This is a genomic window from Paenarthrobacter nitroguajacolicus, from assembly GCF_007786235.1.
Classification (GTDB): domain Bacteria; phylum Actinomycetota; class Actinomycetes; order Actinomycetales; family Micrococcaceae; genus Arthrobacter; species Arthrobacter nitroguajacolicus_A.
This window is the reverse complement of record NZ_VNFK01000002.1, coordinates 214003-239766: the sequence shown is the minus strand read 5'-3', so window position 1 is coordinate 239766 and position 25764 is coordinate 214003. Positions and strand designations below refer to the sequence as shown.

Annotated in this window: 25 protein-coding genes; 12 read left to right on the top strand and 13 right to left on the bottom strand. The window is 61.9% G+C overall.

Translation table 11 applies throughout. The features are described from left to right. Positions 1-114: 114 nt before the first annotated feature. Entirely contained in the window at positions 115-1311 is a 1197-nt protein-coding gene (gene glgA, locus FQP90_RS03100; protein WP_144648270.1) for a glycogen synthase, read from the bottom strand. A 93-nt stretch (positions 1312-1404) separates the two neighbouring features. Between glgA and glgC the strand changes: the two genes are divergently transcribed. Next, positions 1405-2817, top strand: a complete 1413-nt coding sequence (glgC, locus tag FQP90_RS03095; RefSeq protein WP_208759924.1) for a glucose-1-phosphate adenylyltransferase — start codon at positions 1405-1407, stop codon at positions 2815-2817. A 73-nt stretch (positions 2818-2890) separates the two neighbouring features. Continuing rightward, positions 2891-4342 (top strand): SDR family NAD(P)-dependent oxidoreductase, encoded by a 1452-nt coding sequence (locus FQP90_RS03090; RefSeq protein ID WP_144648268.1) that lies wholly within the window; start codon positions 2891-2893, stop codon positions 4340-4342. 68 nt (positions 4343-4410) lie between these two features. Here the strand turns inward: FQP90_RS03090 and FQP90_RS03085 are convergent, their stop codons facing one another. The 3 genes from FQP90_RS03085 to FQP90_RS03075 are packed head-to-tail and all read right to left on the bottom strand — an operon-like array spanning position 4411 to position 7800. Next, on the bottom strand, positions 4411-5262 hold the full coding sequence (locus tag FQP90_RS03085) for a transglutaminase family protein (RefSeq protein ID WP_144648267.1): 852 nt from the start codon (positions 5260-5262) through the stop codon (positions 4411-4413). Then, entirely contained in the window at positions 5259-6185 is a 927-nt protein-coding gene (locus FQP90_RS03080; protein ID WP_144648266.1) for an alpha-E domain-containing protein, read from the bottom strand. The genes FQP90_RS03085 and FQP90_RS03080 overlap by 4 nt, the downstream gene beginning before the upstream one ends. Positions 6186-6243: 58 nt before the next feature. Continuing rightward, on the bottom strand, positions 6244-7800 hold the full coding sequence (locus FQP90_RS03075; protein ID WP_144648265.1) for a circularly permuted type 2 ATP-grasp protein: 1557 nt from the start codon (positions 7798-7800) through the stop codon (positions 6244-6246). 111 nt (positions 7801-7911) lie between these two features. Here FQP90_RS03075 and FQP90_RS03070 point away from each other — a divergent pair, with 111 nt between their 5' ends. Continuing rightward, positions 7912-8961, top strand: a complete 1050-nt coding sequence (locus FQP90_RS03070; protein ID WP_144648264.1) for a YeiH family protein — start codon at positions 7912-7914, stop codon at positions 8959-8961. Positions 8962-8965: 4 nt separating this feature from the next. Beyond that, positions 8966-11572 carry an aminopeptidase N gene (pepN, locus tag FQP90_RS03065; protein ID WP_144648263.1) on the top strand — a complete coding sequence of 869 codons (2607 nt, stop codon included), beginning with the start codon at positions 8966-8968 and terminating at the stop codon, positions 11570-11572. A gap of 23 nt (positions 11573-11595) precedes the next feature. Here pepN and FQP90_RS03060 read toward each other — a convergent pair whose 3' ends face one another. The 5 genes from FQP90_RS03060 to FQP90_RS03040 all read right to left on the bottom strand — a co-directional run bounded on the left by FQP90_RS03060 (position 11596) and on the right by FQP90_RS03040 (position 15589). Next, on the bottom strand, positions 11596-12696 hold the full coding sequence (locus FQP90_RS03060) for a lipoate--protein ligase family protein (RefSeq protein WP_244296465.1): 1101 nt from the start codon (positions 12694-12696) through the stop codon (positions 11596-11598). Positions 12697-12781: 85 nt separating this feature from the next. Further along, on the bottom strand, positions 12782-13039 hold the full coding sequence (locus FQP90_RS03055; RefSeq protein WP_017200906.1) for a type B 50S ribosomal protein L31: 258 nt from the start codon (positions 13037-13039) through the stop codon (positions 12782-12784). Positions 13040-13182: 143 nt separating this feature from the next. Then, the gene (locus FQP90_RS03050; RefSeq protein WP_144648261.1) at positions 13183-13992 is read right to left on the bottom strand and encodes a TrmH family RNA methyltransferase; all 810 of its coding nucleotides are present in this window, start codon (positions 13990-13992) and stop codon (positions 13183-13185) included. A 7-nt stretch (positions 13993-13999) separates the two neighbouring features. After that, the gene (locus tag FQP90_RS03045) at positions 14000-14785 is read right to left on the bottom strand and encodes a sulfite exporter TauE/SafE family protein (RefSeq protein WP_144648260.1); all 786 of its coding nucleotides are present in this window, start codon (positions 14783-14785) and stop codon (positions 14000-14002) included. An 18-nt stretch (positions 14786-14803) separates the two neighbouring features. Further along, complete coding sequence (locus FQP90_RS03040) at positions 14804-15589, bottom strand: ABC transporter ATP-binding protein (RefSeq protein ID WP_144648259.1); 786 nt, start codon at positions 15587-15589, stop codon at positions 14804-14806. 110 nt (positions 15590-15699) lie between these two features. On the opposite strand from FQP90_RS03040, the gene serB reads away from it, so the two are divergent. The 3 genes from serB (at position 15700) to FQP90_RS03025 (ending at position 17502) form a co-directional block, all read left to right on the top strand. Beyond that, the gene (gene serB, locus FQP90_RS03035; protein ID WP_144648258.1) at positions 15700-16593 is read left to right on the top strand and encodes a phosphoserine phosphatase SerB; all 894 of its coding nucleotides are present in this window, start codon (positions 15700-15702) and stop codon (positions 16591-16593) included. A 65-nt stretch (positions 16594-16658) separates the two neighbouring features. Beyond that, complete coding sequence (locus FQP90_RS03030; protein ID WP_144648257.1) at positions 16659-16922, top strand: hypothetical protein; 264 nt, start codon at positions 16659-16661, stop codon at positions 16920-16922. Between the two features lie 157 nt (positions 16923-17079). After that, positions 17080-17502 (top strand): hypothetical protein, encoded by a 423-nt coding sequence (locus tag FQP90_RS03025; RefSeq protein ID WP_306439357.1) that lies wholly within the window; start codon positions 17080-17082, stop codon positions 17500-17502. Positions 17503-17560: 58 nt separating this feature from the next. Here FQP90_RS03025 and FQP90_RS03020 read toward each other — a convergent pair whose 3' ends face one another. From FQP90_RS03020 to FQP90_RS03010, 3 genes are all read right to left on the bottom strand, one after another. Further along, entirely contained in the window at positions 17561-19087 is a 1527-nt protein-coding gene (locus FQP90_RS03020) for a sugar ABC transporter ATP-binding protein (RefSeq protein ID WP_144648256.1), read from the bottom strand. Positions 19088-19374: 287 nt separating this feature from the next. Continuing rightward, positions 19375-20127: an SDR family oxidoreductase gene (locus tag FQP90_RS03015; RefSeq protein ID WP_144648255.1), complete on the bottom strand. Its 753-nt coding sequence runs from the start codon at positions 20125-20127 to the stop codon at positions 19375-19377. 116 nt (positions 20128-20243) lie between these two features. Beyond that, positions 20244-20969, bottom strand: a complete 726-nt coding sequence (locus FQP90_RS03010; RefSeq protein ID WP_144648254.1) for a beta-ketoacyl-ACP reductase — start codon at positions 20967-20969, stop codon at positions 20244-20246. A gap of 153 nt (positions 20970-21122) precedes the next feature. On the opposite strand from FQP90_RS03010, the gene FQP90_RS03005 reads away from it, so the two are divergent. The 4 genes from FQP90_RS03005 to FQP90_RS02990 are packed head-to-tail and all read left to right on the top strand — an operon-like array spanning position 21123 to position 23228. Beyond that, a complete protein-coding gene (locus FQP90_RS03005) occupies positions 21123-21623 on the top strand; it encodes a DUF3099 domain-containing protein (protein WP_144648253.1) in 501 nt (166 codons plus the stop codon). Further along, a complete protein-coding gene (locus tag FQP90_RS03000; RefSeq protein WP_144648252.1) occupies positions 21620-21892 on the top strand; it encodes a hypothetical protein in 273 nt (90 codons plus the stop codon). The genes FQP90_RS03005 and FQP90_RS03000 overlap by 4 nt, the downstream gene beginning before the upstream one ends. Further along, positions 21893-22759, top strand: coding sequence for an SURF1 family cytochrome oxidase biogenesis protein (locus tag FQP90_RS02995; protein WP_144648251.1), 867 nt, complete (start codon positions 21893-21895; stop codon positions 22757-22759). It begins immediately after the preceding gene. Next, a complete protein-coding gene (locus FQP90_RS02990) occupies positions 22743-23228 on the top strand; it encodes a YbaK/EbsC family protein (protein ID WP_144648250.1) in 486 nt (161 codons plus the stop codon). The genes FQP90_RS02995 and FQP90_RS02990 overlap by 17 nt, the downstream gene beginning before the upstream one ends. Before the next feature lie 10 nt (positions 23229-23238). Here the strand turns inward: FQP90_RS02990 and FQP90_RS02985 are convergent, their stop codons facing one another. Continuing rightward, positions 23239-24837 (bottom strand): ABC-F family ATP-binding cassette domain-containing protein, encoded by a 1599-nt coding sequence (locus tag FQP90_RS02985; RefSeq protein ID WP_144648249.1) that lies wholly within the window; start codon positions 24835-24837, stop codon positions 23239-23241. A 277-nt stretch (positions 24838-25114) separates the two neighbouring features. On the opposite strand from FQP90_RS02985, the gene FQP90_RS02980 reads away from it, so the two are divergent. Further along, entirely contained in the window at positions 25115-25747 is a 633-nt protein-coding gene (locus tag FQP90_RS02980) for a biotin transporter BioY (protein WP_144648248.1), read from the top strand. The last annotated feature ends 17 nt before the right edge of the window (positions 25748-25764 follow it).

The window sequence follows — 25764 nt, the reverse complement described above, 5'->3', positions numbered from 1 at the left end:
TTGGTAAACCACGACGGCGCCGCCCCAGCAAAGGGGGCGGCGCCGTCGTGGTTTGGACTGCTGTTGGGACGCTTCAATCCCGATAAATCGCGGTACTGGTTACCGCAGTTCCGGCTACCGCAGTACGGAGCGGTAGACCTCAAGGGTTGTTTCCGTGATGGACTCCCAGGAGAAATGCTCCTCTGCCCGGCGTCGACCGGCGATGCCCATCTCGCGCGCACGGGCAGGATCGGCCACTACCTCGTTCAAGGCGGCAGCGAAATCGCTGACGAACTTCTCCGGATCCAACGGTGTGCCGGTTCCGTCCGTGACCTGTTCCAATTGGACGAGCAGCCCCGTTTCCCCGTGCTGGACCACTTCGGGGATGCCGCCCGTGGCGCTGGCCACAACGGCTGCACCGCAGGCCATGGCTTCCAGGTTCACGATGCCCAATGGCTCGTAGATTGAAGGGCAGGCGAAGGCTGTGGCATGGCTGAGGACCTGGATAAGCTCGCGGCGCGGCAGCATCCGTTCAATCAGGACGACGCCTTCGCGCTTGGTCTGCAGTTCCTCGATGAGGCGCGCCGTCTCGGCGGCCAGTTCGGGGGTGTCGGCCGCGCCGAGGCAGAGCACCAGTTGGACGTCATCAGGGAGGCTGGACGCGGCGCGGAGCAGGTACGGGACACCTTTTTGTCGGGTGTTGCGGCCAACAAACACCACGCTGGGCTTGGCAGGGTCGATGCCCAAGGCCCGGATTGCGTCGTCTTCCTCGTCCCGCTCCCACAGCGAGACATCAATGCCATTGTGGACCACGCGGACCTTGTCAGGATCAACGTTGGGATAGCTGCGGAGGATGTCCTGGCGCATGCCGTCCGATACGGCGATGATGGCGGCAGCGGCTTCGTAGGCGGTTTGCTCCACCCAGGAAGACAGCGCGTAACCGCCGCCAAGCTGCTCGGCCTTCCACGGGCGGAGGGGCTCAAGACTGTGGGCGCTGAGCACGTGCGGAATGCCGTGCAGCAGCGAAGCGAGGTGGCCGGCCATATTGGCGTACCAGGTGTGCGAGTGGACAAGGTCCGCTCCCGCAATGTCCGGAACGATCCTCAGATCAACGCCCAGCGTCTGGATGGCAGCGTTGGCGTCGCCGAGGTCCTCGGGCGTGGCGTAGGAGGCCACAGTCGCCCCGTGATAGTCGGCATCACGAGGGGCGCCGAACGCCCGAACGTGAAGATCGACGTGCTTTGCCAGCACCCGGCTGAGCTCGGCAACGTGGACACCGGCACCGCCATAAATTTCCGGAGGGAATTCTTTAGTCACAATGTCTATTCGCACGCTAACCAACGTAGTCGTTCCGGCGTATGTGTTCTAGTGTGAAAGAGTCCGGAAAATCGGACTTTTGGGGGCTACGAAGACGTACGGGGAGCTGTGACCATGGCGTTGAAGAAAGTTTTGGCAATCGTATTGGCAGGCGGAGAGGGTAACCGACTCATGCCGCTGACGGCGGACCGGGCCAAGCCCGCGGTTCCGTTTGCTGGCGGCTACCGTCTCATTGACTTTGCACTATCCAATCTCGTCAATTCGGGATATTTGAAAATTGTGGTTCTGACGCAGTACAAATCGCACAGCCTTGACCGCCACATCTCGGAAACCTGGCGCATGTCGACGCAGCTGGGCCGCTATGTGGCATCCGTTCCGGCCCAGCAGCGTGTAGGCAAGAGCTGGTTCCTTGGCAGTGCCAACGCCATCTATCAATCGCTGAACCTGATCCACGACGACGCCCCGGACATCGTGGTAGTGGTTGGCGCTGACCACGTGTACCGCATGGACTTCTCCCAGATGGTGGAGCAGCACATCGCCAGCGGTGCGAAAGCCACAGTTGCTGCAGTGCGGCAGCCACTGAACATGGCCAACCAGTTCGGCGTGATCGAGGTGGACCAGAACGATCCCCAGAAGATTGCAGCCTTCGTGGAGAAGCCGGCCAGCACCCCCGGGCTGGCGGCGGACCCCACGCAGTTCCTGGCATCCATGGGTAACTACGTCTTCAACGCTGATGCTCTTGTTGAGGCACTGCATGTGGATGCGGAACGCCTCGACACCAAACACGACATGGGCGGCGACATCATTCCCTACTTCGTGGACCAGGGCGAAGCCGGCGTGTACGACTTCACCCTCAACGACATCCCCGGCGCCACCGAACGCGACCGGACCTACTGGCGCGACGTCGGTACCATCGACTCGTTCTACGACGCACACATGGACCTCATCTCCCCCGTGCCGGTCTTCAACCTGTACAACTCTGAGTGGCCGATCTACACCCGCCAGAGCATTTCCCCGCCCGCAAAGTTCGTCCGTGGGGAAAACAACACGGTGGGCACGGCCCTCGATTCCATCGTGGCCAGTGGCGTGGTGATCTCCGGCGGCATCGTAGAGGGCTCTGTCCTCTCAAACGACGCCTATGTGGCGGCTGGCAGCCGGGTCCAGGACTCCGTGCTGATGGACAAGGTCCGCGTCGGTGAGGGTGCCGTCATCAAACGGGCCATCCTGGACAAGAACGTCAAGGTCCCCGCCGGGGCTGCCATCGGTCTGGATCCCGCACTGGACAAGGCCCGCGGCTACAAGGTTACGGAGTCCGGCATCACCGTCCTGGCGAAGGGGCAAGTGGTGCCCGAGCCCGGCGAGGCAGAGCTCGCTCTGTCCGCACAACATCGCCGAGCGCTGCCGGAAGCTGTCAAGGCGGCCACCCATGACGACCCCGATATCCGTGACTCAGCCGAAAAGGTAGCGGCCGGCATCCAGTCACGCGTGGCGGACGCTGCTGCGCAGGGTGCCGCGCACTAGCCTGTACCCCTCCAGCTGACGCAGACAGAACCCGAGGCAGGCCGCGGGCTCCCAAGGCTGTAAAATCAGGTCAATGAGCTCCACCGATCTGACGCCTGAAGAGATCCAGGCCTGCCTCAAGGTTCTGACCACGATCCACGTCTACGACGAAGAGCACCCGGACTACGTTGCAGTCCGGCGTGCCACCGGCAAGATGTTCAAGGCCGTCAAGCGCCACCGCCGCGTGACCAAACGCGATTCCATCGCCGAGGCGGACCGCGCCGTCATCGCCCTGACTGCTACCGCCGCGCCGGACCGTATTGACGATGAAACCCGCGGCAACAAGCTGGCCCCCTCCGCTACCGGCGAGATCGCGGGCCACCTCATCCGCTCGCGTCCCTGCTATATCTGCAAGAAGCACTACACGCAGGTGGACGCCTTCTACCACCAGCTTTGCCCCGAATGCGCGGCCTTCAGCCACAGCAAGCGCGACGCGCGCACCGACCTCACCGGCCGTAGGGCGCTGTTGACCGGTGGTCGTGCCAAGATCGGCATGTACATCGCGTTGCGCCTGCTCAGGGACGGCGCGCACACCACCATCACCACCCGATTCCCCAAGGACGCGGCGCGTCGTTTCGCCGCCATGGAAGACAGCGGCGAGTGGCTTCACCGGCTCCGGATCGTTGGCATCGACCTGCGCGATCCTGCACAGGTCATGGCCCTGACGGACTCGCTGAACGAAGCCGGCCCGTTGGACATCATCATCAACAACGCAGCGCAGACGGTGCGGCGATCCGGCAACGCGTACAAGCCCTTGGTCGACGCCGAGGACGAACCGTTGCCTGCGGCCCTGGAGGCGGCCAACGGCGGTCCCGAGTTGGTGACTTTCGGGCACGCACATGACAAGCACCCGCTTGCCCTTGCCAGCAGCGTCACCGAACACCCGGTCCTGGCGGGGGACGCGATCACCTCGCTGGCCCTCTCCACCGGATCGGCATCATTGCAGCGGATTGAGTCGGGAACGGCGATTGACGCCGGTGGCCTGGTTCCGGACCTTGCCTCGATCAACAGCTGGACCCAGGTTGTTGACGAAGTGGACCCCCTGGAAATGCTCGAGGTCCAGCTGTGCAACGTGACCGCGCCCTTCCTCTTGGTCAGCCGATTGCGGGATGCCATGAAGCGCTCCACGGCCCACAGGAAGTACATCGTGAACGTATCTGCCATGGAAGGGCAGTTCTCCCGTGCCTACAAGGGTCCCGGACACCCTCACACCAACATGGCCAAGGCGGCCTTGAACATGATGACGCGGACCAGTGCACAGGAAATGCTGGACTCCGATGGCATCCTGATGACCGCTGTGGACACCGGTTGGATTACAGATGAGCGTCCCCACTACACCAAGGTCCGGCTCATGGAGGAAGGGTTCCACGCACCCTTGGACCTGGTGGACGGCGCAGCCCGTGTGTACGACCCCATTGTGATGGGGGAAAAGGGCGAGGATCAGTACGGCGTCTTCCTTAAGGATTACAAACCGTCCCCCTGGTAAAACTCTCGAATTTGAGTACAGATAAGGCCCTTAAGAATGTTCTTAAGGGCCTTATCTGTACAAAATTTCTAAGCGAGCCGGGTGATCTCCACTGACACAGAGAGCCCGGATCCGCCGCCACCGGACAGGATACCTTTCAAGGGTGGCACGTCGCGGTAGTCCCGCCCCCTGGCAACAGTCACGTGGTAGTCACCGGCGGGCTTGTGGTTGGTGGGGTCCCAGCTGCGCCACTCCCCGTCCCACCATTCCAGCCAGGCGTGTGACTGACCGGCCACGGTTTCGCCAATGTCCGCCGAGGACCGGGGGTGGATGTACCCGGAGACATAACGGGCGGGAATACCGCTGCACCGCAGGGCGCCGATGGCCAAGTGGGCGAGGTCCTGACAGACACCCTGGCGTTGCGACCACGCCTGTTCGGCATTCGTCGTGACACCGGTGGTGCCCTTCATATAGGTCATCTCGCCGGCCATCCACGCGAACACCGCCAGCGCCGCCTCGTGCGGGTTCTTGCCATCGACGATTCCGGGAACGATGCTGAGGACTTCGTCGCCCGGGCCACTGAGCCGTGACTGGGGTAACCAGTCGCTGAACTCGTCCTGTACTTTCTCCGAGGCTATGACGTCCCATCCCACGATGTCATCCTCGGCAGCGATCCGCTCGGTTCGATGCACTTCCACGGTGGCCGTAGCGAGGACCTCAAGGCTCTCATGCGGCATCTGCATATCGAACGCCGTGACTCGTGTTCCCCAGTAGTCGCGGTAGGTGCTGACAGAGGCCTGGTTGGGCGAGACCTTGAGGGAGGACTCCAGGACCACCTGCTGGCCGTCGGTCAGCGGGGTCATCCGGGCCTCGTTGTAGGACAAAGTCACGCGTCGGTGATACTTATAGGCCGTTTTATGGACGATGCTCAGCCGGGTCATGAAACTTCTCCCACCCAGGCGTGTTCATCAGCCTGATTGAAGTACTTACGGGAAATCGCGTCTGACGCTTGCGTCACTGCCTTTTGCACACGTTCCATGTGCTCAGGCAACTCGGACATAAGGTCATCCGTGCGGTGGAACTCAAGGAACGTCCTCGCTTGGCCCACGATGCGCCGGGCATCGTTGATGAAGCCAACGCGTTGCGCGGACGGATCCAGTTTGGCGAGGCACTCGTCGGCGTCACGCAGGGCGTACACGATGGAGCGTGGGAACAGCCGGTCCAGGAGCAGGAACTCTGCCGCGTGCTGGTCTCCGAACGCGGCCCGTCGGGTCCGGATGAAGGACTCGTAAGCGCCGGCGCACCGCAACATGTTCACCCAGGACATTCCCGCGGACTGGACGTCCCGCGTGGACAACATGCGTGCAGTCATGTCGGCCCGTTCCAGGGACCGGCCGAGGACCATGAACAGCCAGCTTTCGTCATGGCTGACCGTGGTGTCCGCCAGACCGCGAACCATGGCGGTCCGCTCCAGGACCCAGTTGCAGAAACGGTACGTTCCCACCACGTCCTTGCGGTGCTGGTTGAGTCCGTAATACGTGGTGTTAAGGCTCTCCCAGAGGGATTGGGAGACAGTTTCCCTGGCCCGCCGTGCATTCTCGCGGGCTGCACCGAGGGAACCGGCAATGGATGATGCGCTCTGTTTGTCGTAAGCCAAGGCATGGAGAAGTTCGGGCAGGCCAAAGTCTTCGCTTTGGGGCTTCGCTCCCATGACCGCCAGCAGCTCCCTGGCCACGCTGCGCTGCTCTTCAAGGGGCAGGTGGTTCAGGCGTTCCAGGTGGACGTCCAGGATCCTGGCAGTGCCGTCGGCGCGTTCTACGTAGCGTCCGATCCAAAAAAGTGATTCAGCAATACGGCTCAGCATGTGGCTGCGCCTCCTTCGCGTGGTGCATGTCGAAGTTCAGTTGTTGGGTGGAGCGGGGTCACTGCTGCTGCTCCGTCTGGCGGTCCCGCCAGTTGCTTTCCACGGGCCACACGGAAACCTGCTCGCGAACGGTGACGGACTGGCGCGGGATGACTTCGGCGGGCATCTGCGGCGAATTGGCCAAGACCCAGGTGTCTTTGGACCCGCCGCCCTGGCTGGAGTTCACGATCAACGAGCCTTCCTTGAGCGCCACCCGGGTGAGACCGCCGGGCAGGACCCAGACGTCGTCGCCGTCGTTCACTGCAAAAGGCCGCAGGTCCACGTGGCGTGGCCCGAACTTGTCACCGGAAAGAGTCGGCACGGTGGAGAGCTGCAACACGGGTTGGGCGATCCAGCCGCGGGGATCGGCAATGACACGTTTTCGCAACGCATCAAGTTCTTCCTTCGAGGCGTCCGGGCCAATGACCAAACCCTTGCCACCGGAGCCGTCAACGGGCTTCACCACGAGCTCATCGAGGCGGTCCAGCACATGCTCCCTGGCTTCCTTTTCTTCAAGCCGGAAGGTGTCGACGTTGGCAATAATTGGCTCTTCGTGAAGGTAGTACCGGATCAGGTCAGGGACGTAACTGTACACGAGCTTGTCATCGGCTACGCCGTTGCCCACGGCATTGGCAATGGTCACGCCCCCGGCCCTGGCTGCGTTGACCAGGCCCGGACAGCCAAGCATGGAATCGGAACGGAACTGCAGGGGATCCAGGAAGTCGTCATCGATGCGCTTGTAGATGACATCCACGCGCTGCTCGCCCGCGGTGGTCCGCATGTAGACGCGGTTGCCACGGCAGATGAGGTCGCGGCCTTCCACCAGTTCCACGCCCATAAGCCCCGCCAGGAGGGTGTGCTCAAAATAGGCGCTGTTGAAGACACCCGGTGTAAGCACAACGACGGTGGGATCGTCGACGCCGGCGGGGGCCGTCTTGCGGAGGGCAGAGAGGAGCCGGCGGGGGTACTCTTCGACGGGGCGGATGTGCTGCTGGCCGAACGCTTCGGGCAGGCCCTTCGCCATGGCGCGCCGGTTTTCCAGCACGTAGCTGACACCGGAAGGTACCCGGACGTTGTCTTCGAGCACCCTGAAGGTTCCCGCAGCATCGCGGACGACGTCGATACCCGAGACATGGACGCGGACGCCGCCGGACGGCTCGAAACCGTGGACTGCCCGGTGGAAGTGTGCACTGGTGGTCACCAGTTGCCTCGGGATCACGCCGTCGGTCACCACGGCCATGCGTCCGTACACGTCATTCAGGAAGGCTTCGAGCGCTTTGACGCGTTGGGCGACACCGCGCTCCAGCACGTCCCACTCGTCGGCCGGGATGACCCTTGGCACGATGTCCAGCGGGAACGGCCGCTCCTCCCCCGCATAGTCGAACGTCACACCGCGATCCAGGAACGTACGGGCCATGGAATCGGCACGGGCCGTGACGTCCGCCAGGGAAAGTTCGCGCAGAGCGCCGGAAACCTGACCGTAGGATTTTCTGGCAACGTGGCCTGGGGCAAACATCTCGTCGTAGGCGCCACTGCGCGCAGCGGCCTCGGAGTAATCCTGGAATAGGTCAGACATGGGAATTAGACAATCACCTTTTTGAGTCGGGCGCATTACGCGCAGATTGTGTCGCAGTTTCCGGGAGGTCCCGGTTCGCCTTTCCGTGCCCCCATCCGGCAGGGTTGAGGCATGCCCTTCAACAGTCTTTCGCCCCAGCTGTCCCGGCTGGGGCCCGGGTTGGTCCTGAGCATCGCCGCAACGGGTCTGGCCTTCGCCATCCACGCGGTGTTTCCAGCCGTACCAGCCATGACGCTCGCTGTTGCCTTGGGCTTGCTCTCAGCCAATATACCGGGCACAGCTGTCTTGGCTGCCGGGCGCGCCCGCCCCGGCCTGGACTTCGCGGGGAAGCACCTCATGCGAGCGGGAATCGTACTGCTGGGCCTCAAGGTCAGCATTCAGGATGTGCTCGGCCTCGGCTGGCTTTCCCTGCTCCTGATCGCCGGAGTTGTGCTGGTGAGCTTCGCAGGAACCTATGGCTTGGCCCGCCTGCTGCGCCTCCCCGGCGAAGCTGCCCTGCTGATCGCCACGGGCTTCTCCATCTGCGGGGCCTCCGCGATCGGAGCCATGGCGGCGGTGCGGCGCATCAAGCACCAGGACACGGTGCTCCCCGTGGCGCTCGTGACACTGTGCGGTACGTTGGCTATTGGCGTGCTGCCACTCCTGATGCACCCCTTGAACCTGAGTCCTGAGCAGTTCGGTGCGTGGACCGGAGCGTCCGTGCACGATGTTGGCCAGGTGGTGGCCACGGCGCAAACCGCGGGTCCAGCGGCGCTGGCGATCGCCGTCGTCGTCAAATTGACCAGGGTGGTCCTTCTTGCGCCCATCGCGGCAGCGGGCGGCCTGCACCAGAGGATCGACCATCTGCGACAGCGCGCTAACGGTTCAGGGGACGCGGCGACCGTCGGCGAGGGAAAGTTCCCGCCCATCGTGCCGTTGTTCGTCCTTGGCTTTATCGCGATGGTGGTGGTCCGCTCCCTGGGCTGGGCACCGGAGATGGGACTCGAAACAGCGGCGGCCCTTCAAGACATCCTCTTGGCAACGGCGCTGTTCGGTCTGGGCTCGGCGGTGCGGGTGCGCACCCTGATTCACACCGGTGGACGCGCTGTGCTGGTGGCGCTGGGTTCCTGGCTGATCATCGCTTCGCTGGGTCTGGGTGCCGCGTGGATCATGATTAGATAGCTGTGTGTCGAATCACAATCTGTCGCGCGATGAAGCCGCTACCCGTTCAGCCCTGATCACCACCCACAGCTACGACGTCACCCTCGATGTCCGAGACGCGGCAGATCCCGAAGTCGCCGGCTACCCGAGTATCAGCACCATCACCTTCTCCGCCAAACCCGGCTCCGCAACCTTCCTGGACTTCATCAGCGGAGGCGTGCAGTCGGTGGTGTTGAATGGCGTACCGCTGGATATTGGGAGCGCGGTGGACCGCGACAGGATCATCCTGGATGGCCTCGCTGCCGAGAACGAGGTAACAGTCACGGGAACGGCCCTTTACAGCCGCTCCGGTGAGGGCATGCACCGCTTCGTGGACCCCGCCGACGGCCAGTGCTACCTCTACACCCAATACGAACCGGCGGACAGCAGACGCGTTTTCGCCAACTTCGAACAGCCGGACCTCAAAGCCGAGTTCACGTTCCATGTGATCGCGCCCGCCGATTGGGAGGTTGCATCCAACGGCGTTGAAGCCGCCCGGACGCCCGCCACATCCGACCCCGGGGTGGCCCGCTGGGACTTCGCCACCACCAAGCGCATGTCCACTTACATCACCACTGTGCTTGCCGGGCCCTACTACAAGGCCACGGACCACTGGGGAGCAACCTTCGACGACGGCACCCGCCTTGACGTGCCGCTGGCACTTTTCTGCCGGGCCTCTTTGGCCGACTCCTTCGACGCCGACGAACTCTTCCGTCTGACCAAGGGTGGCCTGTCATTCTTCAACGAGCTCTTTGACTATCCGTATCCGTGGGGCAAATACGACCAAGCCTTTGTTCCCGAATACAACCTGGGAGCCATGGAAAACCCCGGCTTGGTCACGTTCACGGAGAAGTACGTGTACGCCTCAAGGGCCACTGACGCACAGTACCAGGCACGCGCCAACACCCTGATGCACGAGATGGCGCACATGTGGTTCGGCGACCTCGTGACCATGAACTGGTGGGATGACCTGTGGCTCAAGGAGTCCTTTGCCGACTATATGGGAACCCTCGGAGTGGACCGGGCTACCGATTGGGACACCGCCTGGGTGAACTTCGCCAGCAAGCGTAAGGCCTGGGCCTACCTGCAGGATCAGTTGCCCACGACGCACCCGATCGTTGCCGACATCCCCGATCTTGAAGCAGCCAAGCAAAACTTTGACGGCATCACCTATGCCAAGGGCGCGTCGGTCCTGAAGCAATTGGTGGCCTATGTGGGGTTTGACGCTTTCATTGACGGCTCCCGGCAGTACTTCCGCGACCACGCCTTCGGGAATACTTCCCTGCAGGATCTCCTGAAGGCCCTCAGCGCAGCCTCCGGACGCGACCTCGCCACCTGGGCACGCCAATGGTTGCAGACATCCGGGATCTCCACCATTTCCGCCGAGATCGTGGAAGACGGTGGGACGCTCGGCGCGGTAACACTCCGACAGGACGCCATCGATCCCATCACCGGTCACCAGGAGCTCCGTCCGCACCGCATGCGCCTGGGCTTGTACGACGCCGACACAACAGGCGCCCTGGTCAGGTCGGAGAGCATCGACGTGGACGTCGTCGGCCCCAGCACACTGGTAGCCGAGCTGAACGGGAAGCGGAGGCCGGCGCTGCTGCTGGTCAACGATGACGACCTCAGCTACGCCAAGGTCCGGCTCGATCCCGTGTCCGAGCACACGGTGCGCACCTCACTGGACAGAATTCAGGACCCCATGGCGCGTGCTCTCTGCTGGACGGCGCTCTGGGACTCTGCCCGGGATGGTGTCACGCCTGCTGCACGGTACGTTGCCGCCGTCGAGCAGTTTGCTCCAGCAGAGAGTGGAATCGGTGTCCTGCTCAACGTGCTGGCCAATGCCACCGGCGCCATTGAACGTTTTGTTCCGGCCGCGACGCGGGCCGACGTCCGCAAGGAGTTCCTGGCTGTTGCTGCAAACCAGTTGCAGGCCGCTGCGGCAGGATCGGATCAGCAACTTGCGTGGGCCAGGACACTCGCGGACGTGTCGCGCCACGGTGACAGCGAGCTCTCGCTGATCCGGGCCATCCTGGAGGGCTCTACGGTCATTGGCGGCCTTGCTGTGGATGCGGAGCTGCGGTGGAGCCTCTGGCAAGCACTCTCAGCACACGGACAAGCGACGCAGGCTGAGCTGGACCGGGAACTTGAAGCTGACAAAACCGCTTCGGGCAGGGAGGGCCACGCGCTGGCTTCGGCCGCCCGACCGGATGCCTCAGTGAAAGCAGCAGCCTGGGACTCCGCGGTCAACACCACCGGCCTTTCCAACGAGATCCTCAGCGCTACGATCGCTGGCTTCGCGACGGCGCCCGCTGACATGCTGAAACCCTATGTTGAGCCGTACTTCGAGTGCCTTGAACGAGTATGGGCTGAGCGAAGTATTGAAATCGCCGGCAGGATCGTCCGCGGACTTTTCCCGGCCGCACAGGATCTTGCGGACGGAATGCGGCCCACCAGCCATCCGGTCATGCTCCGGACTGATGAATGGATGCAGAATCACAAGGGTGCTCCCAGGGCCCTGCGGCGCATCATTATCGAACAGCGCAGCCATCTCCTGCGGGCACTGACAGCGCAAGCGTCGGAGGGCTAGCTGCCGGCAGGTCGAAAGTGCGCTTAGGGAACCCGGTTCAACCAATCCTCGGTGCCGAACTTCGAGTCCACCCGCTTCCGGGCTTCGTCCAGTTCTGCTTCAGTGAGCCGGGATTCCACCGCGCCATAACGCTCGGTGAAGACTTCCTGCATGGCGTGAAGGATGGCTGACCGGGCCAGTCCGGTCTGCCGGCGCAATGGATCCACGCGCTTCTTGGCGCTCCGTGTGCCCTTGTCAGAGAGCTTCTCCTTGCCGATTCGCAGGACGTCCACCATCTTGTCGGCATCGATGTCGTAGCTCATGGTCACGTGATGCAGCATGCCGCCGTTGGCCAGCCGCTTCTGCGCAGCCCCGCCAATCTTGCCTTGGTCCGTGGCGATGTCGTTGAGCGGTACGTAGAAGGCCGTGATGCCGAGCTTCTCAAGCGCGGCCATGACCCAGGCGTCCAGGAAGGCGTAGGAGTCCGCGAAGCTGATGCCGTCCACGAGCGTCTGCGGCAAGTACAGGGAGTAGGTGATGCAATTGCCAGCTTCCATGAACATGGCACCGCCACCACTGATCCGGCGAACCACTGTGATGCCATGGCGGGCCACACCCTCCGGATCCACTTCGTTCCGCACCGACTGGAAACTGCCGATCACCACGGAGGGTTCTTCCCAATCCCAGAAACGGAGAGTGGGATTGCGCCTGCCGCTCCCGACTTCCTCAGTGAGCACCTCGTCCAGCGCCACGTTCACTTGCGTGGGAAGTACCGTTGGCGGAATGACGTCCCACTGGTGGTCTGCCCAGCTGGTTGCTTTGGACAGCGCCCGGCGAACAGTGACTGCCACGGCTTCCGCGGAAAATCCGAACAGTACAGCCCCTTCGGGCAGGCGGGCTGTAACAGCCGCTGCGATATCGGCGGCCGAAGAGGCATCCGAAAGTCCGGTGAGGGCCCCGTTGATGTCCTCCAAAGCCTCATCGGGCTCCAAGAAGAAGTCGCCGCTCAGCGAGACGTTGGCGAACCGCCCCTCCACCACATCCAGGTCCACCACCACGAGTTTTCCGCCCGGGACTTTGTATTCCCCGTGCAGGCGAGTGCCGCCGTCGTGCATTTTTGTTTCTGGTTTGGGCTGGGAAGTCATGCTGTCCATCTTGCCGGAAAACGCAAAAGCCCGCATTGCCGGAATTCCAGCAATGCGGGCTTTGAAAGCCTTGGGGTGAAGTGGGTTACTTCTTGCCGCCGAAGCCCTTGAAGCGAGCGTTGAAGCGCTCGACGCGGCCAGCGGAGTCCATGATGCGCTGCTTGCCCGTGTAGAACGGGTGGGACTCCGAAGAGATTTCGACGTCGATAACCGGGTAGGTGTTTCCGTCTTCCCACTCGATGGTCTTCGAGGAAGACACGGTGGACTTGGTCAGGAACTGCGTACCGGAAGCCAGGTCGTTGAAAACAACAGCTTCGTACTTCGGGTGGATATCAGACTTCATAATGGGACCTTTTGTTCACGCAACTGGATTTTGCCAGCTGCCAGGTATGAATGGAGGTGGTCCGATTGCTGGAATGTGAAAATTTCAGCGGCCGGGCCAACAACCAATCATAGCGGAAACAGCCACCCGGCACGAACCGGGGATTATCCGCGCGGACGAAGCTCCCAGAACGCCACCGCGGACGCCGACGCGACGTTGAGCGAGTCAACACCGGCCCGCATCGGAATCTTGACTGCGAGGTCGACGGCGTTCAAGGTGTCGCTGCTCATGCCGGCACCTTCGGTGCCGAGAACCAGGGCAAGTTTCGGGTACCGTCTGGCGGCCAGCTCGTCCAAGTCAAGGGCATCATCGGTCAGCTCCATGGCAGCCACGGTAAAGCCTTGCTCCTTGAGGCGGTCCAAGTCATTGGGCCAGCTTTCCAACCGTGCCCACGGCACTTGGAAGACAGTTCCCATGCTGACGCGGACACTGCGCCTGTACAGTGGGTCACCACACCGCGGCGATACGAGGACGGCGTCCACTCCGAGCGCAGCAGCCGAACGGAAGATGGCGCCCACGTTGGTGTGGTCCACGATGTCTTCGAGCACGGCGACCCGCTGTGCGTTCACCAAGAGCTCCTCCAGCGGAACGGGAGCTGGCCGGTGCATGGCAGCCATCGCGCCGCGGTGGAGGTGGAAGCCAGTAATCTCCTCCAGCAAGGGCGCTTTGCCAATGAAGACAGGAACGTCGGGATAGGCCTGGAAGACATCGTCGAGGTCCTCCAGCCACTTCTCTGCAAGGAAAAAGGATCTGGGTTGGTGCCCCGCGGCAAGCGCCCTCCGGAGTACACGGGAAGATTCGGCAATGTACATGCCTTCTTCGGGTTCACGGAGTTTGCGGAGATGTACGTCGGTGAGAGTGGTGTAGTCAGTGACGCGGGGATCGTCAGCCGACTCGAGGTAGTGGAAGGTCACCGGGAGATTATTTCAGCAGGTTGGCAATCATGAAGCCAAGGGCCACGATGCCGAGGGTGAAAATGACCGCCCTGAGGATTCGCGGCGAAAGCTTTCGGCCAACCCTTGAGCCCACAAGACCGCCGATGGTTGAGCTGACGGCAATGAGCAGGACCACAAGCCAGTTGATGCGGTCGAAGGCAAAGATCAGGTACGAGACGGCCGCCACCATGTTTACGCCCAGCACCAGGATGTTCTTCATGGCGTTGGCGTTTTGCATGGTTCCCGTGAGGAACACCCCGAGGATTCCTACCAGCAGGATGCCCTGGGCTGCCACGAAGTAACCGCCGTAGACGCCGGCAAGATACACCAGGGCCACCAGCAAAATGCCGTGGCTGCGATCCCGGATGGCATGTTCAGGGTTCTGTTCCCTGCTGCGCACCCACGCCTGCAGCTTCGGCTGGAAGAGGACCATCATCAGGGCCAGAACCAGCAGGACGGGCGCAACGTAGTGGAAGACTTTCTCCGGGAGATGCAGCAGCAGCCACGCACCGGTGATGCCGCCCAGCAACGACGCTGGCAGCAGCTTCATGAGTTGCCGGCCCCTGCCGGCCAGTTCTCGGCGATAGCCCCAAGCCCCGGCAGCCGTTCCCGCGACGAGGCCCATCGCATTGCTCATGGACGCAACCACGGGAGTAATGCCGATGGCGATGAGAACGGGGAAAGTCACCAGCGTGCCGGAACCGACTACTGCGTTGATGGTGCCGGCCCACAAGCCCGCGAAAAAGACCAGGATGCTGCTAAGAATTTCCACTGTTGGCTACGATTTCGCTTAGCGGCGGGCAGTCGCAGTGTAGCGACCACCGTTTTCCGAGACATCCAGGGCCAGGCCGAAGGTGGTGCTTAGATGTTCGTCGGTGAGGACTTCCTTGATGGGGCCGGCCGCAACCACTCCGCCTTCGCGGAGAAGCATGGCGTGAGTGAAGCCCGGCGGCACTTCCTCGAGGTGGTGGGTGACCAGCACCATGGCGGGTGCGGCTTCGTCGCTGGCAAGTTCGCCGAGCTTGTGGACGAGTTCTTCGCGACCACCGAGATCGAGGCCGGCCGCGGGCTCGTCCAGCAGAAGCAGTTCGGGGTCGGTCATGAGGGCGCGGGCAATCTGGACTCGCTTGCGCTCCCCCTCGGACAGTGTTGCGAAGGTGCGGTTAAGCAACGGCCCCATGCCCCAGTCGTTCAAGAGGCCGAAGGCGCGCCGTTCGTCGTCGCGCTCGTAACCCTCCCGCCAACGTCCGGTGACGCCATAGGCGGCGGTCACCACGACGTTCAGGACGTTTTCGTGCTCCGGGATCTGGGTGGCGAGGGCCGCCGAAGAAAGCCCGATGCGCGGGCGGAGTTCAAAGACATCCACACGGCCCAGCGTCTCGTCAAGGATTCCTGCCTTGCCGCTGCTCGGGTGCAAGCGAGCGGCTGCGATCTGGAGAAGCGTCGTCTTGCCGGCACCGTTGGGGCCCAGGATGACCCAACGTTCGCCTTCGTTGACCTCCCAGTCGACCTTGTCCAGCAGGGTCTTCTTGCCTCGGACAACGCTGACGGAAGCCAATTCCAGAACATCACTCATAGCAGTAGACACTAGGACAAAACTGCACATGACTGATAACTGATGTTTCTGCTCGGATATGAGTCGAAACAGTTTCGGGTGGACAGAGCACCCTCAGTAGGATTGAGGCCATGACTTCGAACTTGGCTGCAGTCAGCTATGGCGTGAATTTGTCCCCCGGGTCCCTCGAGGGTGTGCGGAAGGTGCTTGCCGACGCCGGCGTTGCAGTGTCATCGGAATCACACGGTGGAGACGGGCGCTTCACAGTCCACACGGCCAACCTCACTTTGCCGGCGAACTCTGCCGTCGACCTTTTGTCCGTGCGGCGCTTGGTGGCCCAGTCCGCCGATGCCGGCGTGGATACGGCCATTGTTCCGGAGGACCTTCGCCAGGCTGCCCGGAAGCTCCTCATCATGGACGTGGACTCAACGCTCATCCAGCAGGAAGTAATCGAGCTGCTGGCAGGCCATGCCGGTAAGCGCGAAGAAGTTGCCGAGGTGACTGAGGCTGCCATGCGTGGCGAGCTGGACTTTGCCCAGAGCCTTCATGCCCGTGTGGCCGTCCTCGCCGGTCTGCCGTCCGCCGTCATCGAATCCGTGCGTCACGAGGTGCGCCTTAGCCTTGGTGCGGCAGAACTGGTTGCGGCGTTCAAGGCGGCTGGCCACGTGGTGGCGGTTGTTTCCGGAGGGTTCAACCAGATCCTGGGTCCCATCGCAGAGGAGCTGGGCCTTGATTACTGGATTGCCAATGAGCTTGAGATTGTCGACGGCGCTCTCACTGGCAAGGTCCTCGGAGATGTCGTAGATCGTGCCGCCAAGGAAAAGTACCTGCGCCGGTGGGCAGCCGCAGAAGGCATCAGCCTGGAACACACCATTGCAGTAGGCGACGGTGCCAATGACCTCGACATGCTCGGGGCGGCCGGAATAGGCGTTGCCTTCAATGCAAAGCCAGCCGTTCGGGCAGTGGCTGACGCCGTCATCAACATGCCGTACCTTGACGCCGTGAGGCACATCGCCAACGTCTGATCCGCAGGGTAAGCACCTGCAGCCCCTTACCGGTCATCCGCTCTTGCTTGGTCGGATCCTTTCGCGTGCCCAAAACAACGGCGGCTCCACATGAGCGGCGTGCGGCAAGAACGCCGCGAAACAAGCAAATGGATTTCGTGACGCCAAATTCCAAACAATTTACTGAATCGAAATCATTTCCCTGCGCATTGTCCACGCTGGCATTCGATGTGTTAGATTTCGAATTCCAAGACGAAGCTGTGAAGCATGCGCTAATTCGGGATATAGGTACAGGGGCAAAGAGTGAACCATTCGCAGCGCACATGGAAATGGTGGAAGCGGCGCGATGAATTTGAGCCGGATGCCAATGGCTGGGCTGCAAACACAAGCCAGCAAACGCCTTTCCACGAAATGTTCCATGGCGAAGACTGGGACACGGAAGCATCCGCGGTAAATGCCGCCGTGCCTGAACATCTCCGCAATGCAAGCCCTTACCAGGGAGCCCGGATGGCCGACTTCACGGAGACCGTTGATGATGAAGAAGAAGAGGATGAATTCACCATGAGCTCACTGAATGAAGCTATCAAGCAATTGCTTTCCATCGAAGGCGCCACGGGTGCGGCCATTGTGGACTACACCAGCGGAATGGCCTTGGCGCAGGGCGGAAGCCCTGGATTTGACCTCGGCGTGGCTGCCGCCGGCAATTCGAACGTGGTCAGCGCGAAGCTCCGCACTATGGCCGACTTGAGCCTGGAGAGCGATATCGAGGACATCCTCATTACGCTGGGCTCCCAGTACCACCTGATTAACGTCCTGAATTCAGACGGATCCAAGGGCCTGTTTGTGTACCTGGTACTCGACCGAACCTATGCAAACCTGGCATTGGCCCGCCACAAGCTCAAGACCTTCGCGAAGGCCATCACCATCTGAACCAACAAGAGCAGGAAAAGTGAGAGGGGCGGCCATCCATGGCCGCCCCTCTGTCGGTTCATCGTAGGAGGGGGCCGGGCTCCTGGGCCTTCACGCGGCGGGCTTCGCTGCCCTTGGAATCGAACTTCTGACCCAACATGTGGTGAACCAGGACGTCCTCGTTGGTATTTGCGTTTGCCTCGATGGTGACAAGTTCCCCTTCGCGCATCACACCGATCCGGTGGCACCAGTTGACCAGTTCCGACATGTCCGAAGACAAGAGAATGATGGCCACGCCTGATTGACTGAGCTCGGTGAGCATCTTGTAGACAGTTTCCTTGGCCCCAATGTCTATGCCCCGACTGGGATGGCTCAGGATCAAGACGTCGCAGTCAGTGGACATCCATTTGGCAAGCTCCACCTTCTGCCGGTCGCCGCCGGAAAGGGTGGTGATGCTGCCATGGATGTTGGTGGTTCTGATCCGCATGCGACGGACGAGTTCGATGACGGTTCGGAGCTGGGTGATCTCCGTGTGGAGATCCGCCAGCCCTGCATCGGATCCAGGGCGGAGGCCGTTCGCGATGCTGGCGTCGGTATCCACGGCGTCCGCAGCGTCTGACAAGTACCCGACCCGCAAACGGGCTGCATCCTCCAGGCTCTGGATCTGGACCGCTTGTCCGTTCAGGAGAATCTGCCCCGAACTGATCGGGTGAATGCCCACAAGTGCTTCGACCAACTGGTAGATGCCGGAGCGGTGTGTACCGGCCAGGCCGAAAATCTCGCCCTTTGCCACGCTGAACGTCACGTCCCGGACATTCTTGCCCGCATTGAGTTTCAGGACCCGCAGCGCCTCGTCGCCGCCTGCAGGACCGGCGGGCCGGGCGCTGTCCTCGAGTTCCTGCTGGAGCAGGAGGAAGGCAAGTTCGCCGACGTCGGTCCGGCTCGCTTCCAAGGTCTTGTGCACCCTGCCGTCCCGCAGGACGGCGATGCGATGCGCAATGGAACGGACCTCGTCCAAGCGGTGGGTGATGTAGATGATGGCCCTGCCCTGCCCGATCAGCATTCGCAGGACTTTGTGCAGGACGGCGACGTCGTGGTCCGGAAGCGACGCAGCAACTTCGTCCATGATCACGAGCTGGGCTTCCTCGGCCACCATCCGCAGGACTTCCACCAGGGCTTGCTCCGCGCGTATCAGCGTCCCCACCCTCACGTCCGGGTCCAGCGCGATTCCGATGTCCCGGATCAACGTGAGTGCTTGGTCGCGGAGTTCCAGGTGCGGTTTGTTGGCTTGAAACGTGCCTCGAAAAATTGCTTCGGCGACGGTCTGTTCAGGCAGGAGCCGGAAGTTCTGTGGGATGAGTCCCACGCCGCAGGCCTGTGCTTCCTCCACGGAATCCGGCCCGTACTTTTCACCGGCCAACATCAGTTGTCCGGAATCATGCTTGTGGGATCCGGACAGTACGTCCATCAAGGTCGTCTTGCCTGCACCATTGGTGCCGATCAACCCCAGGATTTCTCCTCGGTGCAACGAAAATCCAATGCCTTTGAGGATGTGCCGTTGATCATAAGACGCATGAATGCCATCTGCATGTAGTAACAGGTCCAAAGAAGCTCCTAGTTCGCAGTTCAATGCGTTCGAGGTGGGCTGGAGAAGCTGGAGTCGCGCGCCGCCCGGAACGTAATGCTGTGCTCAATTACGGATTGGGCGCCTTGCAGATTCAATCAGATGGAAACAGTTAACGCAAAAGCATATTAGCGAAACAAGGTTTCTGATTTCGTGACGCTAAATTCACTATTATTTATCAAATTGTCATCTATCAGGATTCGGGTGAGTGGCCCTATAAACAACAACGGCCCGGGACATTGTCCCGGGCCGTTGCAGAGGGCGAAGCGCTACTCGGCTGTTTTACCGAAGTAGTCGGCGCCTCCCACGTATTCCGTGTGACCGGATTCGACATCGGCGGTAACCATTTTGGCAACCTCGGCCGCGAACTCCTCAACGGAGTAGAGCTTGCCGGCTTCCGCGCGGCGAGTCTCGATGGCACCCGGGTTGGAGCGGTCAAGAAGCGTTGCCGTAACGGTGCCCTCGATCATGTCGCCGGAAACGACCACCAGTGAAATGCCTTTGTCCGCAAGATTGGGAAGCAAGGCGCGCAGTGCATCCTCGCCGGCACGCTTGCTCTTTGCCACGGGTTCGTACTCGGGCATGGTGGGAAGGGTCTCTACGAAGTGCGCCTGGTGGCTGGTCACGAAGACAACCCGTGAGCCTTCGGGCATGAGCGGCACTGCGGCATTGAGCATGTTGATCTGGGCATCGCGGTTCAGTTTCAACGCGTACCCCTCCTCCATGCCGGACTCCATGCCGCCGGAGGCGTTAAGGACCAATACGTCGAGGGAACCGAATTCCTCCATGGCAGTGCTGGCCAGGGCGTGCACGCCTTCATCGGTGGTGAGGTCGGCGCCGACAGCAGCGGCACGGCCACCCGCTGCCTGGATTTCGGTCACTACCTTGTTGGCGCGCGGCGCCTTCTGGCGGTAGTTGACTACGACGGCGGCACCCTCGCCGGCGAGGATCTTGGCAACTTCGGCGCCGATTCCGCGGGAAGACCCCGTGACGATCGCGGTCTTGTTATCCAGCATTCCCATTCGTGCTCCTTTTGTTCACTTCATCCAAATTCCGTGGGCTCGGATTCCATCATGCCAGCGGCCGAGCCGAAATCCGTTGTTGACCCCGGACAAAAACTGCTGTTGGGGCTAGTTTGCTAGTGGCCCATTCCGAGGCCGCCATCGACCGGAATCACCGCGCCGGAGATGTAGGCGGCCTCGTCGCTTGCAACCCAACGCACAACATCGGCAACCTCGGACGCCTCGGCGAAACGACCAGCGGGGACGTTGGCCAAGTAGGACTTCTGCGTGTCTTCGGGGAGTTCAGCAGTCATGTCCGTGTTGATGAATCCCGGAGCCACGACGTTGGCGGTGATGCCGCGGCTACCGAGCTCGCGGGTCAGGGAACGCGCAATGCCCACCATGCCGGCCTTGGAGGCGGAGTAGTTGATCTGGCCGGGAGCGCCATAGAGGCCGGACACTGATGAGATAAGAACCACACGGCCCTTGCGCAGCCGGATCATGCCCTTGGACGCCCGCTTGATGACACGGAAAGCGCCGGTGAGGTTGGTGTCCAGGACTGAGGTGAAGTCGTCCTCACTCATGCGAAGCAGGAGAGTGTCCTTGGTGATACCCGCGTTCGCCACCAACACTTCCACGGGACCGTGTGCCTCTTCAACGATCTTGAACGCTGCGTCAATCGATGCTTCATCCGTGACGTCGGCCTTCACACCCAGGATGCCTTCAGGCAGTTCTGTTTCACTGCGGTAGGTGACAGCCACCTTGTCGCCATTGGCAAGGAATGACTCGGCGATGGCCAGACCGATGCCACGGTTCCCGCCCGTGATCAGGACGCTGCGACCGGTGGATACTGCTTCAGACATACTGTTGCTCCAGGTTCCGCGGCAGTCGATTGCCGCTGTGAAGGGGGATTTTCCTGTGTCGATCTTATCCGCCGCCTGCAGCAACCGGCGGGTAACCAGCCACCTGCGCGGTTTGGGCCGGTACAGCCTTGGTGAGAGAATTGAGAGAGGCCTTTGGAGCGTGATGATTCAGCTGTGACACCAGAAAGCAGTCCCCTGCAGCAAGTGCCCGGGGAACCGGACGCTGTTTCCAGCGACCCCGAAGTCCACAGCATCACCGATGCCGCTGCGGCCCACTCTGAGGACATGCGCGAACGCATGATCAAATATGCCGTTGCCATGGGCATCCGCATGGTCTGCATCATCCTGATCTTCGTGGTTGACGGCTGGTTCAAGATTATTGCCATCGCCGGGGCTGTCTTCCTTCCGTGGATTGCCGTGGTGATCGCCAACGGCAATGACAAAGCCGAAGACCACAGCGAGTCTTTGTTGGACTACGTTGCTGTCCCGGAAATCGAGGGCTCGGCCCAGCCTGACGACGATGAACGGGCTGAGGCACCCACGGTGCTCCAAGGCGAATTGGTGGATGACGAACCAACAGGCAATCAAGCGGACCCGACTAAGGGCCACGCAAGCGAGGCCGGACACGCCGGCGATGAACGGGCGGCTTCATGAACATCTTTAACCTTGGCGGCGCAGGAATGGCCGGCCAGGAGTCCGAACGTGCCGCCGGTCCGGCGGTATGTTCGCGCAAGGGCTGCCGATCTGGGGCCCAATGGCAACTGCTGTGGAACAATCCGCGGATTCACACTCCGGAACGCCGCAAGGTCTGGCTTTCCTGTGGCGATCACCGCGAGTGGCTTGAGGATTACCTGCAGACGCGTGGCCTCTGGAAAGACACTGTGCCGTTCACGGACCACTCAACGGCGAACGAGGCTGGCTGAATGTATCGTTTCCTTTTCTCCAGCAAGTGGCTGGGGTACTTCGTTCTTGCTGTCATCTTCGCTACCGCCTGCGTGTTCCTGGGCCGTTGGCAAATGGACCGAAGGGCCGAGACCCTGGCCGAAATCAACCGCGTGGTCAGTAATTACTCCGCAACGCCTGTCCCCTACACAGAGATCAAAGGCCAATTCGACGCTTTGGACCCTGAGCGTGAATGGACGCAGGTCCAACTGCGCGGTTCCTACGACCTTGACGGTCAGCGGGTTGTCCGGAACCGGCCGCTGAATGGCCAGCCAGGTTACGACGTCGTGGTTCCTTTCCGCCTCACCACCGGTGAAGCGGTGGTGATTGACCGCGGTTGGTTACCGATCGGAAACAACACACCCGGCCACCCCGACGTCGTTCCGCCGCCTCCCACAGGTGAGGTCACCGTGGTTGCCCGCCTCAAACCCGCAGAGCCCAAACTGGACCGCGGCGCAGTGGACGGCCAGCTCGCCTCCATTGACCTTGCCAGCTATGCCACCGAACTCCCCTACCCGATCGCCACGGGCGCGTATGGGCAGCTCGCCAGCGAAGATCCTGCCGTGCAGCCCATGCCCACACCGTTCCCCAAGCCGGCCACGGAAGAGGGAACACATCTCTCCTATTCCCTGCAGTGGTTCGCTTTTGGCGTCCTGATGTTCATCGGTTTCGGTTACGCGGCGCGGCAGCAGGCCCGCAATGCCGCCATTGACGCCGAAGACGAAGAGGACGAAGAGATCATCGCCGCCGGCGGCACGCCCAAACGCCGAACTCCTGCCCCCCGCAAGAACAAACGGCCAACGTCCGAAGAAGAGGAAGACGCGATCCTGGATGCACAAGGCTACTGAACCGGTTCCCGACCCCGTCCTCAACGTCAGGTCCGCCTTGGTGGCTGCCGGCGCGCAGGACACTGTTCGGATTTTCGCTGCCACAGTGCCTACAGCCGCCGCAGCTGCGTCGGAACTCGGCTGCAACGTAGCCGCAATCACTAACAGCTTGATCTTTGAGCTGGATGGCGAACCCCTGCTTATCCTCGCCAGCGGCGCAGCAAAGGTGGACACGGCACTGGTGGCCAATCAGCTGGGAACGGGGAAAATCCGCCGCGCCAAGCCAGAATTCGTGCTGGAACACACCGGCCAGGAAGTGGGTGGAGTTGCCCCCGTGGGCCACCCCCGCAGAATCCGGACCCTCCTGGACACGTCGCTGCAGGAACACCCAGTGCTGTGGGCTGGCGCGGGAGACCACAACTCGATGTTCTCGATCAGCTACGAAGAACTGGCACGCATCACGGGTGCGGAACCCTTGCAGGTTCGTTAGCCAGAGGCTCCTAGGCCAGGGTAATGAGGTCCAGGTAGTCCTCGTTCCAGTGGTCCTCCACACCGTCCGGGAGCAGCACCACACGCTCCGGGTTCAGTGCCGAGACGGCACCTTCATCGTGGCTGACCATGACGACGGCGCCGCTGTAGTTTTTGAGTGCGCCCAGGATCTCTGCACGGCTGGCAGGGTCCAGGTTGTTGGTGGGCTCGTCAAGGAGCAGCACGTTGGCGCTTGAGGCCACGATCGTCGCTAGAGCCAGGCGCGTCTTTTCGCCGCCGGACAGGACGCCGGCAGGCTTGTCGACGTCGTCACCGGAAAACAGGAACGAGCCCAGGATTCCGCGCACTTCGGCGTCCTTCATGTCCGGGGCGGAAGACCGCATGTTTTCCAGGACAGTGCGATCGTGGTCCAGGGTTTCGTGTTCCTGGGCGTAGTAGCCAACCTTAAGGCCGTGGCCCGGAATGATGTCGCCGGTGTCCGGCTTGTCGACTCCTGCCAGCATCCGCAACAGGGTGGTCTTGCCTGCACCGTTGAGCCCCAGGATGACCACCTTGGAGCCGCGGTCGATGGCGAGGTCCACATCTGTGAAGATCTCCAAGGATCCGTAGGACTTGCTCAGGCCCTCCGCGGTGAGCGGCGTCTTGCCACATGGTGACGGGTCCGGGAACCGCAGCGCGGCCACGCGATCATTCTCGCGGACAGCTTCCAGGCCGCCGAGGAGGCGTTCAGCCCGCTTGGCCATGTTCTGCGCCGCGACGGCCTTCGTAGCCTTGGCACGCATCTTGTTGGCTTGGTCGATGAGGACCTGGGCCTTTTTCTCAGCGTTGGCACGCTCACGCTTGCGGGCCCGCTCATCCGTCTCGCGCTGCTGGAGATAGCGCTTCCAGCCCATGTTGTAGTAGTCGATCTGGGCGCGGTTGGCGTCCAGGTGGTAGACCTTGTTGACCGTGGCTTCCAGCAGTTCCACGTCGTGGCTGATGACAATCAGCCCGCCCTGGTGGTCCTTGAGGAAGTCGCGCAGCCAGGTGATGGAATCGGCGTCGAGGTGGTTGGTTGGTTCGTCAAGCAGCAGCGTCTCAGCCGAAGAGTAGAGAATGCGGGCGAGCTCCACACGACGACGCTGACCACCGGAAAGGGTCTTCAGCGGCTGGTTGAGGATGCGCTCCGGCAGGGCAAGGTTGGAGGAGATCGCAGCGGCTTCGGCTTCTGCGGCGTAGCCGCCCCCAGCCAGGAACTCAGCTTCCAAGCGGTCGTAGCGGTTCATGGCCTTGCGCTGGACGGCTGCGTCCTCGCTGGCCATTTCCATCTGGGCCTTCTTGAGCTTCCCCACCACCACGTCCAGGCCACGTGCAGAAAGGATGCGGTCACGGGCGAGCTGTTCCATGTCCGGAGTGCGCGGGTCCTGCGGCAGGTACCCGATCTCGCCGCTTCGGGTTACCTTTCCACCAGCGGGAAGGCCTTCTCCTGCGAGGACGCGCGTGAGCGTGGTCTTGCCGGCACCGTTGCGGCCAACCAGCCCGATCTTGTCGCCTTTGTCCACCCTGAAGTTAACCTGGTCCATGAGCAGGCGTGCGCCGGCGCGGAGTTCGAGTTCCTGGACGGTAATCAATTCGGGTGATGCCTTTCAATGGGGAACGCCTGCGGGGACCGGTGGGTCCGATAAGTGCGGCGGGGGCGGCCGTGAGAACAGCCTGTTCAAGTCTACCGGCAGCATGGCCGCTGGCTGACATCGTCCCCGGACAGCGAAAACTGTGTCATCGACCAAAGATTGCTGCCCGTCCGTTGTGGAGAGGCTCCAAAAACCCGGTTCCAAGGCCTCCGTATCCTCAAAAGCAGGGGAAAAACACGCACTTCCATCGCATCGCACCACACCTGATAGGACCGTCATGAGCAAGACTGACTCTGCCGCTGCTGCCGCTTCCACGTCGCAGCGCACCGCCGCCTCCCGAAAACGCTGGACCGCGACTGACCTCGGCCTCATTGCCGTGTTTGCGGCCCTTGTGGCCGCCTCCGCCATTGTGCCCGGCATTCCTGTAGGGGCGCTTGGGGTTCCGATTACCTTGGTGACCCTTACAGTGATGCTCAGCGGATTGGTCCTCGGCGCTGGGCGCGGCTTTGCCGCCGTCGGTCTTTATGTCCTCCTGGGCCTGGCAGGCTTGCCGATCTTCAGCGGCGGCCGCAGCGGCCTGGGTATCCTTGCCAGCCCTTCCGCCGGCTACATTATCGCGTTCCCTCTGGCCGCTGCCGCCACCGGTTACCTGGCCGGCGTCGTGATTCGCCGGACGGTCAGGAACCGCGGGCTGTGGCTCTTTGCCGCGACCATGGTCAGCAGCATCGTGATCGTCCACGGCCTGGGTGTCCTGGGGATGATGGTTAACGGCAAACTGGATTTCACCAAGGCGTTCATCGCAGATCTCGCCTTCTACCCGGGCGACATCATCAAGAACGTACTGGCCGTGGTGATTGCCTTGGCAATCCACAAGGCCTTCCCTGACGTCCTGGTACGTCGAGTCAAGTAAAGCGGGAACAACCAGTA